This window comes from Sphingobacterium puteale (genome assembly GCF_050986225.1).
Taxonomy (GTDB): domain Bacteria; phylum Bacteroidota; class Bacteroidia; order Sphingobacteriales; family Sphingobacteriaceae; genus Sphingobacterium; species Sphingobacterium puteale.
The window spans coordinates 2,491,959-2,504,580 of record NZ_CP158959.1 but is presented as its reverse complement, the minus strand read 5'-3'; the positions used below and the strand labels follow the sequence as shown (position 1 = coordinate 2,504,580).

At 39.8% G+C, this 12,622-nt stretch carries 12 protein-coding genes; 3 read left to right on the top strand and 9 right to left on the bottom strand.

Features of this window, described 5'->3' with window-relative positions; all coding sequences use genetic code 11:
• Nucleotides 1–3: 3 nt before the first annotated feature.
• The 7 genes from ABTV71_RS10455 to ABTV71_RS10425 form a co-directional block, all read right to left on the bottom strand.
• Complete coding sequence (locus tag ABTV71_RS10455) at nt 4–1,125, bottom strand: sensor protein KdpD (RefSeq protein WP_433903133.1); 1,122 nt, start codon at nt 1,123–1,125, stop codon at nt 4–6.
• A 65-nt stretch (nt 1,126–1,190) separates the two neighbouring features.
• Complete coding sequence (locus ABTV71_RS10450) at nt 1,191–2,279, bottom strand: porin (protein WP_433903132.1); 1,089 nt, start codon at nt 2,277–2,279, stop codon at nt 1,191–1,193.
• A gap of 54 nt (nt 2,280–2,333) precedes the next feature.
• Nucleotides 2,334–2,900, bottom strand: coding sequence for a K(+)-transporting ATPase subunit C (locus tag ABTV71_RS10445; protein ID WP_433903131.1), 567 nt, complete (start codon nt 2,898–2,900; stop codon nt 2,334–2,336).
• Nucleotides 2,901–2,920: 20 nt separating this feature from the next.
• The gene (gene kdpB, locus ABTV71_RS10440; RefSeq protein WP_121121720.1) at nt 2,921–4,930 is read right to left on the bottom strand and encodes a potassium-transporting ATPase subunit KdpB; all 2,010 of its coding nucleotides are present in this window, start codon (nt 4,928–4,930) and stop codon (nt 2,921–2,923) included.
• Between the two features lie 22 nt (nt 4,931–4,952).
• On the bottom strand, nt 4,953–6,641 hold the full coding sequence (gene kdpA, locus ABTV71_RS10435; protein ID WP_121121718.1) for a potassium-transporting ATPase subunit KdpA: 1,689 nt from the start codon (nt 6,639–6,641) through the stop codon (nt 4,953–4,955).
• Between the two features lie 126 nt (nt 6,642–6,767).
• On the bottom strand, nt 6,768–6,845 hold the full coding sequence (locus ABTV71_RS10430) for a potassium-transporting ATPase subunit F (protein ID WP_104383366.1): 78 nt from the start codon (nt 6,843–6,845) through the stop codon (nt 6,768–6,770).
• A gap of 11 nt (nt 6,846–6,856) precedes the next feature.
• A complete protein-coding gene (locus ABTV71_RS10425; RefSeq protein ID WP_433903130.1) occupies nt 6,857–7,222 on the bottom strand; it encodes a DUF7674 family protein in 366 nt (121 codons plus the stop codon).
• 1,047 nt (nt 7,223–8,269) lie between these two features.
• Between ABTV71_RS10425 and ABTV71_RS10420 the strand changes: the two genes are divergently transcribed.
• Together ABTV71_RS10420 and ABTV71_RS10415 are read left to right on the top strand one after the other, a co-directional pair.
• Nucleotides 8,270–9,001 (top strand): 3-keto-disaccharide hydrolase, encoded by a 732-nt coding sequence (locus ABTV71_RS10420; protein WP_433903129.1) that lies wholly within the window; start codon nt 8,270–8,272, stop codon nt 8,999–9,001.
• 251 nt (nt 9,002–9,252) lie between these two features.
• Nucleotides 9,253–10,713, top strand: coding sequence for a S41 family peptidase (locus ABTV71_RS10415; protein WP_433903128.1), 1,461 nt, complete (start codon nt 9,253–9,255; stop codon nt 10,711–10,713).
• 127 nt (nt 10,714–10,840) lie between these two features.
• Here the strand turns inward: ABTV71_RS10415 and ABTV71_RS10410 are convergent, their stop codons facing one another.
• Both ABTV71_RS10410 and ABTV71_RS10405 read right to left on the bottom strand, forming a co-directional pair.
• On the bottom strand, nt 10,841–11,311 hold the full coding sequence (locus ABTV71_RS10410) for a hypothetical protein (RefSeq protein WP_121121711.1): 471 nt from the start codon (nt 11,309–11,311) through the stop codon (nt 10,841–10,843).
• Nucleotides 11,312–11,574: 263 nt separating this feature from the next.
• Nucleotides 11,575–12,174 (bottom strand): nitroreductase family protein, encoded by a 600-nt coding sequence (locus ABTV71_RS10405; RefSeq protein WP_433903127.1) that lies wholly within the window; start codon nt 12,172–12,174, stop codon nt 11,575–11,577.
• A gap of 142 nt (nt 12,175–12,316) precedes the next feature.
• On the opposite strand from ABTV71_RS10405, the gene ABTV71_RS10400 reads away from it, so the two are divergent.
• The gene (locus ABTV71_RS10400) at nt 12,317–12,616 is read left to right on the top strand and encodes a winged helix-turn-helix transcriptional regulator (RefSeq protein ID WP_220700015.1); all 300 of its coding nucleotides are present in this window, start codon (nt 12,317–12,319) and stop codon (nt 12,614–12,616) included.
• Nucleotides 12,617–12,622 lie beyond the last annotated feature (6 nt).

The following is a 12,622-nucleotide window of genomic DNA, read 5'->3' as shown; positions in this document are numbered from 1 at the left end:
ATTTTAAGACAATATAATGAGGTCAATATCCTTCTTTGACAATTGTGCCAACAGTCTACGGAATGTGTCGGTTGACAGTAAAATTCTAAACAGTGACAGTCTCGGCTTTCCGATACACACCGTGGTAATATGTCGCTGTTCACATAAGGCCAATATTTCATCAGCAACCCGACGTGCTTCAATCTTTACAATTTCTCCGCCCAATTCTGTTGCCAATTTAAAATTATTGATTAAATGCCGCTGCTTGTTCAGGGCTATCCTATCAGCACGTTCTGCAGGCACCTGAACGTATAATACTAACCAGCTACTGTTATAATAACCAGCGAGACGAGCAGTCTTTCGGATTACATTTTTGGCTTTGATCTCGTTGGAACTAATGCAGGCAAGGAAGCGTTCTTTGCGTACCCATCGCTGTGGCTGTACTTCTATTTCTACTTTACGCTGCACCTGAGATGCCACTTCCTTTAAAGCCATTTCCCGCAGCTGAAGAATATGCTCATTCTTGAAAAAATTCTGTAATGCGGCCTGAATTTTTGACGACTCGTAGATTTTACCATCTTTTAAACGGTTGATAAGTTCTTCGGCAGTAAGGTCTATATTGACAACTTCATCAGCAGAATCCACCACGCTATCTGGTACGCGCTCTTTCACTTCCACTCCCGTAATCGCCTTTACCTCCTCATTTAAGCTCTCAATGTGTTGAATATTGACAGCACTGATTACATTTATACCAGCATCGAGAATCTCGAGGACGTCCTGCCAGCGTTTCGTGTTTTTACTTCCCTCGATATTTGTATGTGCCAGTTCATCAATAATGACCACTTCGGGATGAATGTTCAGCACAGCACTTACATCAAGTTCTTCCAATTGTTTTCCCTTGTAGAAAAGGCTGCGCCTAGCAATAAATGGAATTCCCTCCAGCAACTCATGCGTCTCCTTTCGATTATGTGTTTCGATGTAACCAATGCGTACGTCAATCCCGCTATGCAGTAAGTTATGCGCGTCCTGCAACATACGATAGGTTTTCCCCACACCGGCACTCATACCGATATAGAGTTTGAATCTACCCCGTCTGGATTTCCTGATCAGATCCAGAAAATGTTCCGCGTTTTTTCTTTCTTCCATTTTTTGCGTGTCATTTCGCTTACCTTGCTGTTGAATCAACGCACAACAGCAAGGTTTGTTTTTAATTAGAAACTAACAGCTAGCGCCATCACGGCAGTTGTGCTATTTTTTACAAGATTATTTTTCCGGTCTAGGAAAATTGCGTCCTTATTTGTCAGATTACGTAATTCCATCCGCCAGAGTACATTCGGGAGGATGGAATAATCAGCATTGAGTGAATAGCCAAATGTCCGGAAACCATTTTTCGCGTCAGTAGAAACAATGACTCCTTTTTTATCTTGATAATATTCGCCCCTAGCGGTAAGACTAAATTTATCCGAACCTATATAACGTGCAATCAGCACCGGAGTATACCATACATTATAGCTGCCGCTTCCTTTTTCCTTTTGCTCTGCCCCAATGTCAAAACCGACTGTAAAGCCAAACTGTCTATTGAGCTGATAAATGGCATATAAATTATGAAAATAGCGCATCTGCCTGACACTATCGGCTTTGTCACTACCAATAAAAGATCCACTGTTAATGGTTAAATTATCGGTTGGCTTATAGACTAGCTGATGTCCAAAGGCAGGCAAACTATTGCCATCGACTCGCTGTATACGTTGCCAACCGTTTAACACAAGCCCGCTAAGAAATAACTTCCCCGATGCGGACGTGTATGATATTTTTGCGCCTGTTTCAAAATATGGCGAGTTATCGGCAAAAAGACTCCTTGTCAATGTCCAGTTATCTTTTCCGATGGCGCTTTCGAATCCCAAGTGGGAGGAAAAAATACCGGCATCAATCCATAAATTGTGTTTTTTCGAAATGCGTACACCAACATTGGCCTCATAGATGTTCTTCAATACGCCCGGCTCAGCCGCATAATTGGCATTCATGTAGGTACCTGTTGCCAAGGCGACATTAGCTCGCGTATTTTCAGTACCATAAGTTGCTTTTAACAATGCCACATTAATATTTACTTCATTATTTCTATTGTGGCTGTAAACAAAAGCAGGGCGTGTGTTGGCAATCGGATTATTAAAATCACGCATATAATAGGCCTCAACATACCCGCTGAATGACACTGTCTTATTTTTTGTTGTATCTTCCTGGGCAAATATGGATATCGTCGACCCGAACATAAGGCAGGTCAACAGGGTTATTTTCTTCATCTATCTAATTATTTTATCGTCTTTTATGATCTTCGTATCGTCAGGCTTTCGCATTTATTTTTCAGTCATCTGATCCAAGGCAATATTCAATTCAAGTACATTTATTTTTTCTGGTCCGAACATACCCCAAAGTGGCTTTTGCACATGTGCATCTACTAAGGACTGTACACTACCTACATCTATGGCTCTTGCTTTGGCGATACGCGCAACCTGTACTTTTGCTGCAGCCACGGATATATCGGGATCCAGTCCACTACCGCTTGCTGTGACAAGGTCTACAGGAACCTGCGCTTTTGACACCCCCGGATTTTCTTTTAAAAAGGTATCAATACGCGCTTTTACCTCTGTCAGATATTCAGGATTGGAAGGGCCTTTGTTGCTTCCTCCCGATCCTGCAGCATTGTATGCAACGGCTGATGGTCGGGACCAGAAATAGGTTTCGTCAGTAAAAGACTGACCGATATTTTTATAATAATTCTGATTATGATAGCTTATAACCGCTCCCTTTCCATGATTGGGTGCCAGCTGTGCGATCACCCAGACAACAGCTGGATAAATGATAGCGAGAAGTACCAAGAGCGCTAGGGTAATCTTGATAGCTGGATAGATATGTGTTTTCATTTTATTTTTATTAAAAGATATTAGATAAATAGTGCAACCAGCAGATCGATCACTTTAATTCCGATAAAAGGTACGAGAACGCCTCCCACCCCAAATACGAGTAAGTTTCTCCGCAACAGCGCACTTGCACCAATAGGTTTATAGGCGACCCCTTTCAACGCCAATGGGATCAATAAAGGAATAATGATTGCATTGAAAATCACTGCGGATAGAATCGCGCTCTGAGGGCTGTTCAAATGCATGATATTTAGGCCTTGTAGGGCTGGAATTGCCGTAATAAACAATGCTGGTATAATGGCAAAGTATTTGGCCACGTCATTGGCAATACTGAAAGTCGTCAGCGTACCACGGGTCATCAGTAATTGTTTGCCAATTTCCACTACCTCAATTAATTTCGTAGGGTCATTATCCAGGTCTACCATGTTGCCTGCTTCTTTGGCGGCTTGTGTACCACTATTCATTGCTACGCCAACATCTGCCTGTGCGAGAGCCGGCGCATCATTGGTACCGTCCCCCATCATGGCAACCAATCGACCATCGCCCTGTTCCTTCTTGATATAATTCATTTTATCTTCGGGTTTGGCTTCGGCAATGAAATCATCCACACCTGCTTTGTCAGCGATATATTTTGCGGTTAGCGGGTTATCGCCAGTTACCATCACTGTCTTAATTCCCATTTTACGCAGTCTTTCAAAGCGCTCCTGAATACCGGGTTTAATCACATCCTGCAATTCGATCACACCGAGTACCTGTTCGTTTTCGGCCACGACCAATGGTGTTCCCCCATTTTGTGAAATGGCCTTCACCCGTTCGTCTGTCTCAATGGGAAACGAATTCCCCGCTTTGGTAACGATATTACGTATCGCATCTGTCGCTCCCTTGCGGATACGTGTACCGTCAAAGTCTATCCCAGAGCTGCGTGTTTCGGCGGTGAACTTGATAAATACAGGTTCCTGAACGCCGTAATTCGCTGGTTTTACTGCCGCCAATTCAACAATGGATTTTCCTTCAGGCGTTTCGTCAGCCATAGAACTTAAAACAGCAGCACGTACCAAACTGTCCATTTCAACCATATTTGCAGGATAAAAATTGGTCGCCTTCCGGTTTCCTATCGTAATCGTACCCGTTTTATCAAGAAGCAATACATCAATATCGCCCGCCGTTTCCACGGCCTTACCGCTTTTTGTGATGACATTCGCACGCAATGCTCTATCCATTCCCGCTATACCGATAGCTGACAGGAGACCACCAATAGTCGTTGGTATCAAACAGACAAAAAGCGATATAAAAGAAGCGATCGTGATACCTACATTGGCATAGTCAGCAAATGGCTTGAGGGTCACAGTAACGATAATAAAAACCAGTGTGAACCCCGCTAATAGTATCGTCAACGCAATTTCATTCGGTGTTTTCTGGCGACTGGCACCTTCAACCAAAGCGATCATTTTATCCAGAAAGCTTTCACCCGGCTCAGTCGTAACCTGCACGACAATTTTGTCGGATAAGACTTTCGTACCTCCGGTAACGGAACTTTTGTCCCCACCGGCCTCACGGATGACAGGGGCAGATTCCCCGGTAATGGCACTTTCGTCTATCGTCGCCAACCCTTCTATAATTTCTCCATCAAGGGGTATGATGTCCCCTGCTTGACACACAAACACATCATTTTTCTTTAATTGTGCAGAAGAAACTACCCGGCCATCCTGTAGTTTAGCAGGCGTCTCCTCACGGGTTTTACGAAGACTGTCCGCCTGTGCTTTTCCCCGGGCTTCGGCTATCGCTTCCGCAAAATTCCCAAAAAGCAAGGTCAGGAACAGAATGACAAATACAGTGAAATTATAACCGAGCCCACCCTGAGAGGTTTCCCCGGTTATTATCCAAACACAAACTGCGGCCATAATCAGCGTTCCAATTTCCACCGTGAACATCACTGGATTGCGGAACATTACCTTAGGATTTAGTTTCACAAAAGATTGCTTTAACGCTTGTTGTACAAGTTCTTTCTGAAACAATGTTTGTTGATTGCTCATTTCTAAAATTTTATTATTTTAATTATTGCATGGAAAAATATTCAGCGATCGGCCCTAATGCCAATGCCGGAAAGAAGGATAGTGCTGCTATAATAACGATCACCGCAAATACCATCATCCCAAATGTACTTGTATCGGTCTTCAGTGTACCTTCACCTTCCGGGATGAATTTCTTCTCGGCCAAAAGTCCGGCTATCGCCACTGGGCCGATGATCGGAATAAAACGCCCGAGCAACAGCACGATACCTGTAGAAATATTCCACCATAGGGTGTTGTCTCCCAGCCCTTCGAAGCCACTTCCATTATTTGCAGCCGAAGAGGTATACTCATACAATATCTCGCTAAAACCGTGGAATCCCGGATTGTTTAATGTAGATGCTCCCTGCGCCGGAAAAGCGGTCGCCAATGCTGTGCCGACAAGAATAAGAAAAGGATGGGCCAGTGCCACGATCATGGCTATCTTCATCTCACGGGCTTCCACCTTTTTGCCCATAAATTCGGGGGTACGGCCAACCATCAATCCACTGATAAATACAGCTAATATGATAAAAATAAAGAAGTTAAGGATTCCCGCTCCAACACCACCATAAAATGCATTGACCATCATCGCAATAAGCTCGTTCATACCTGACAATGGCATATAGCTATCGTGCATAGAATTCACCGACCCTGTTGAAATCATGGTCGTTACAATACTCCAGAAACCAGACGCAGCAGATCCAATGCGAACTTCCTTACCTTCCATGGCACCAAGAGAGGTGTCAATTCCCATATGTGCCACTGCTGGATTTCCGGCGATTTCCATCCTAATATTTGGAATTGTCAGGATCAGGAAACCTATGGTCATTACAGCGAACATCATCCATGCAAACTTGCGCTTGCGGATAAAGAAACCAAAGGCAAAAATCATAGCCATAGGGATTAGAAACTGAGCGACCATCTCTACCATGTTTGTTAGATAGTTAGGGTTTTCCAATGGATGTGTGCTATTTGCACCAAAAAATCCACCTCCGTTTGTCCCAAGATGTTTAATGGGTACAAATGCGGCAACTGGTCCCCTGCTCACCTGCACAGTATCTCCTTGCATATTGATCATGTTGTCCTTCCCTTCCATCGTCATCGGCATTCCCTGAAAGACAAAAATTGCTGCAATGAGCAGACAAATTGGAAGTAGTATCCGCGTACATGACTTGAGAAAAAACTCATAAAAATTGCCGAGCTGCGTTGTGGTCTTATCTCTAAATGCCTTAAAAATGACCGCAGCTGCCGCCATTCCAATACCTGCCGTAACAAATTGAAGAAACATCAGCCAGATCTGTCCAAAGTAACTCACCCCAGTTTCGCCAGAATAGTGCTGTAGGTTACAGTTGACCAAAAAAGATATTGATGTATTGAAAGCAAGATCAGCCGACATACTTGGGTTGCCATCGGGATTCAAAGGTAAATGCCCCATATTCATCAATACGGCCATACTCAATAGGAACCAAACAAAATTTATGGTTAAAAGAGCGACCAAATGCTGCTTCCAAGTCATCTGTACGGTCGGATTTATACCGCTAATTTTATAAAATAAACGTTCCAAGGGTTGAAAAATAGGATCGAGCCCCGTTTTCTGACCCGCATATACTTTGGCAATATACCTGCCGAGTGGAAATCCAAGCAGCAATGTGATGATAAACATTGCAACGATTCCAAAAATTTCTGTATTCATTTCAGTTGTGTAATTGTTGTTTGAAAGATTTTATTGTCTACCTTATTCGAAATCTTCTTCTTTCCATCAGAAATCTGTCGCACTTTTGGATAAAACTGAATTCGTCTACGGTGTTTTTTAGTACTGTTAAAATTTTTCGGGTCTGAGGAGTACGTAACAAATGTATCCAAAAACCAATAGCGCCACTATAAATAATGCTGTCATTTGTCTTATTATTAATATATTGTCTGTTGCTGTCTTTTTTGAATTTCCAGAAAAGACAAGGGAAGACGGTATTCAATCCTTGTCCATTCTTCTGCCGAGTAGATCCGCTTGAGTCCCGTCAAGGATCGTACAAATAAATTCTCCATCATATATTTGACGTAATGGTTACCTCGGCTATATAATGTTCCCAGAAAATGGATATGCCGGCACAATTTATCGATATTACGATCAGCGCTCAATACGCGAAGGTGGTTGACCACTGCCTGTAATGCTCCGGCAAAATTATGTTTACGAATCAGAAGGTTAATTTCCGAACGAATTTCCCTATAGTGAAGTATAAGGTACATACCTACCCGGTATTGATTTAATTTTTGCATGTTACTTTTTTCAAAATTTAACCGAGATACAGTTGATAGATCATAGTAAGTATCAAGATGATCATCACAACCTTCGCGATGCGGTCCATAGACCATTTGTTTAGAGATGAATACTCCTTATTTTCTTTTAAATCTTTCATGGCTAACATTAACGTAAGCATTGTTCTATCTTGTGTTTTCTTAAATTTTTTCGAAGAAATCCACCATTTTAAAAAATAACCAAAAGCCAAGCAGTCCAGTGATTATCAATACGAGTGTTATCATTATTGTAGGGATTAATAGTAAAGATTTGTAAACTGTTTCTTGTCGCTGTTAGGGATATTATGTCACCCCTGATCCATGGCTCTGCTTCAGGTGGGTGGGCTCTTTGACGATTCTGTTTTTTTTTAATCATTTCCATTATTATATGCTTTGTCCCTATAGGCCAAACGGTATTCCATAATTCCCAAAGAAAACATAAACAACTACAAAACAGCACATTGAAAATAAAAGACTAAAAATTAAACTGATGAGACCTTATCAAAATGATAGGCTTATTTTATCAAAATGAGAATGATTGGTAAGATGAGCTATTAAAAATAAAAAAAAACAGCAATAATATGTAAATTGGATCATAAAGGCTAACTAGTAAGCTTATATAAAATAGATGCAAGAAAATAAATTCGACAACCCTAAATTGTTTGAAGAATACATCAAAATGCATCACTCAAAAAGGGCTTACTGCGCGCTGGCAAATGGCATGAATTTCAGAAACATTTAACGGATCTCAAAGACAAAACTGTTCTGGTTAGGCTGCGGATATGGATAGCATTGTCGATATGTGATTGAAAATGATGCAATATCTGTTATAGGTGTTGATCTATCTGAAAAGATGCTGAAAAAGGCCCCATGATGTTGATTATTCCTGCTGAAAAATAGAAACCACATGGGCATGTCGTGTAACAAATTCACATAATTGTCTGCATTTATAAAAGAAAGTAAACATTAAAAATTATTTTAGTACATCAAATTCTTAAGAACACTTTCATATACGACAAACTTTAAACAATGATAAACTTAAACCTATTCAAAAAAATTGTTGTTGCTGTCTTTATCAGCTGCCTATTCTATTCGTGTAAAAATGAGGCGAGTGCTCCAAACACCTTAACTGAGAAAGAACAAAAAGAGGGTTGGCAACTTTTATTCGATGGTACAACATTGAACAATTGGCATACGTACAACAATGAAAAAAAAGCACCGACCGCTTGGGTGGTAAGAAATGGCACAATCTACTGTGACCCAAACAACGAAAGTCAAAAATATGACCTTATTTCCAACAGCGATTATAAAAATTACGAATTTAAATTTGAATGGAAACTTGAAAAAGAAGGCAATAGTGGTGTTTTTGTCAACGTACAAGAACGGCCCGACATCAATGCAACTTATCATTCAGGACCAGAATATCAGTTACTTGCTGACTCACATCCCGACTTTGACAAACCGTTGAAACGTGCGGGTTGTCTCTACATGTTTTTACCGCAGCAAAATTTTGTCAATACCAAAGCAAAAGATGATTGGAACCAATCGAGCATTGTACAGAAAGATGGTAAAATCACATTCTATCTGAATGGTACAGTTACAGCGGAAATGGACTTCAATTCAAAAAAATGGAAAGACATGGTGAAGCACAGTACCTTCAAAGATTTTCCAGAGTTCGGTAAACATACTAGTGGAAAACTTGCCCTTCAGGACTGGTCAAGAGGTGTATCCTTTAGAAATATAAAAATAAAACAGTTGTAACGTATCTCATGTAAGCGACGAAAAAAGTCCAAGTGGTTTCATCTCGATTTAAAATTGCTCTTAGTTTCGAAGCCAGATATCATTTTACCAGGTACCTTAGAAAATTTTACATTTACTGTCCGAAAATGAACAGTTATGCCCGTCATCGGACATTTCAAAATTTATATAAAGCATATCTAGCTCATAACAAAGCAACTATAAATTTGGCCAAATAATTGTCATCCGTCAGCTAATTAAAAATCCTAAATAATATGTTTAAGCTTAATCTGTCCTTTGTTTTTATTTTCATTTTCAGTTATAATCTACAGGCGCAAAACTGCAATTGTGCTGAAAACCTTAAATGGGTCAAAAAAATTATTGAGGAAAATGATGCTGGTTTTCAATATGCTTTAGATCAGAAAGGGCAGGAAGCTTATCAGGCGCACAATGTAAAAATAGAGCAGAAGCTAGCGGGAATTAAATCAAACTTAGACTGCACAAAGCTCTTGTCAGAATGGTTACAGTTTGTGCGCAAAGGTCATTTGTCAATAAACCGAATTGATGGAAAAGATGTTGATTCATTAGTTTCAGAGGCTGGTTTTATCAGTAAGAGCAATCACCCTACTGTGAGCATATCGGAAGACGAGTTCAAGAATTACCTTACTATAAAAAAAGAACAAAATCTAGAAGGGATATGGGATTCTCCTCCCTACAAAGTAGCTATCAAAAAGTATCCTGAGGGGTATAAGGGGATTATAGTCAGCTCTACCGCAGATAATTGGATGTCAGGTGACGTTAAATTCACCCTAAATAATGAATTATCAGAAGGTATCTATTATCTTAGAGATAAAACTCCGGAAAAAATATCGTCTACGTTACCCATTGGCAAAAATATGTTCCAACTGGGCAATTATTTATATACAAAAATATATCCGATAGTAGAAAACACTCCTTTAGAGGCTGATTTTGTAAAATCATATTCAACAGATAAACCTTATCTTCAAAAGATTAATGCAAAAACAATTCTGTTACGTATTCCTAGCTTTAACGGTAGGCAAAAACAAACAATTGATAGCCTTATCGCTGTCCATAGACCGCAGTTGGAAAAAATAGAAAACTTAATTATTGATATTCGAAATAACGGTGGTGGCAGTGATGGCAGTTATGCTGAAATTATTCCATTGCTATATACAAACCCCATTCGTACCATCGGAGTAACATTTTATTCCACAAAATTAAACAACCAACGGATGTTGGATTTCTGCAAAAACTATAAAGAATACGGTATTGATCCAAGAGAAGTCCCTTTCTACAGGGCTGCATATGATAGTTTAAATAATCATTTGGGGGAATTTGTCAATCTCATGCCAAACCGAAAATTGGTCCGTATTGATTCCGGCTACTCAACACTCCCCTATCCGAAGCAGGTGGCTATCATCATTAATGGTGGAAATGGAAGTACTGCGGAGCAATTTTTACTTGAGGCTAAGCAAAGTAAAAAAGTAAAACTCTTTGGTACAACAACTTCAGGTGTACTGGATATATCGAATATGTATTTTGTAGAGTCACCCTGTAAAGAATATAGGTTAGGTTATGCACTCAGCAAAAGCTACCGAATCCCCAATATGGCCATAGACAATAAAGGAATACAACCTGATTATTATATTGACCAAACTATACAAAATCCGGAATGGGTGGAGTACGCAAGAAAGGTACTGGAAGATTCAAAATAATTGTTAGTTTTCAAAAAAGAGCCGGATATTCAAACAAATCAGCGTCATCAATTTCACTTGCACTTATTATAATCAAATTCACTACTCACAAGGTATTTCAGAATTAAAATTCAAAAACAAAAAAAAGTTATCGCAAATCAATACGCGCATCTATCCAAAAATAAGTCTGATTTTTGCGGAATAGATCTTCAGGTATCTGATGATTATAAATCAACTCTTCCAAAGTATTAAAGTTGTAGCGCAGCATATCATCGTTCTTGAATTGGATAGGACGTAAAATTGCGTCTTCATCATCAATAAAAATATCTGACTCGAAAAGATTAATCTGATGTGCAGAGACCCAGGCAATAGCAGCTACCTTATCCATTCTTATCAGTGCCTTGGCTGCTTCCTGATATTGTTTCATTTCCCAAGGGAGATCTTCCGGATAGTGGGAGGCGACATAATCCTGATAAATTTTTATATCTCCCATACGTAGACATTCATTGCGAAGCAACAATCGCGTGGTATCACGCGCGAAACTAATATAGTCCGGATGCATAAACAGTCCGTATCGTTTACTATACATTGCTATCTTGTCTGCCAATTCTTGCCTCATAATTTAAGTACACAACAAAAATCATCCCAACATCCTCTTTAGTAACACGTTTTGAGCCATATTATTATTTTTTTTTGCAAAAAAAATGTGGTTTATCAATGCGAACCTGCAAGGGATAAAGTCTAATTGTGAATTAGTCTATAGCTATACCTGTGTTTAATATTTAGAATACCGAGCTCCTCTGCAAAAAATCTATTTCCATTAATTCGTTCAACTTTTGGTACTACTGCACTTTTTAGGCCTCCCAATCACGATCAAACAAGTTATATTGCCCGAATAATATCCGCCATATTCAAACGCGACTTGGCTGTTATGCTAGGCTGATTTGAATCCTCCACATTTCGATAGCCAATAGCAACAGCAAATAATGTATGGTATTGCTCGAGCCCCAAGATTTGATCATAACGATCATTTTCAATTCCCTCCATTGGTGTTGCATCAATATGATTCGCGGCACATGCTGCGAGAAAAAATCCCAAAGAAAGATACACTTGTTGTTTCATCCAGGATTGCACATGCTGCTCTCCCTGTGGTTTCAAAAAACGATGGTAATAATTTATCGAGCCTTCGGGTAGTATACCGTTGATCTGCTCTTCAAATCGTTCCACATCATGAAGTGCACTAAAGACTACCAAATGACTCGCCTCATTAATTTTTTCCGCATTCCAATAAGATGCTTCAGCCAGTTTCGTTTTTGTCTCCCCCTCTGAGATAAAGAAAAACCTCCAGGGTTGGCTATTGATGGAAGAAGGGCTCAACCGAAGTATTTCTTTTAGCTCAGCGATCTTGTCCGCTGTGATTCTTTCCGTCGAATTATACTTCTTTGTTGTATAACGTTCTTTTGCTGTTTCTAAAAATGCCATAACATACAATTTTAAATTAACTATATTTTTTATAGTTGCAAAAATAAAGATAGTATTATATATTTGCAATAACGGTCAAATTTGATAGTAACAGATGTATTTGATAGACAACAAACAATACCCATGCAGTACAAGCCTGACAATGAAATATATAGGAGGCAAATGGAAGGCAGTTATCCTCATTCATTTAATTGAAAAAAAACGTTATAATGAACTGAGAAAAGAATGTCCAATGATTACAGAGCGTACGTTGAGCCTACAGCTGAAGGAATTAGAAGCTGACGGTTTGGTTAAGCGCACAGTACACACGGACAAAGCGCCATTAAAGGTCGATTATGAACTTACGGAATTTGGCAGGACACTTATTCCTCTATTGGAATCTATTGCATTATGGGGCAGAGAAACGGCAAGTAGAACCGGAGCTGTTCAACAGGTTAAATAGAATCAA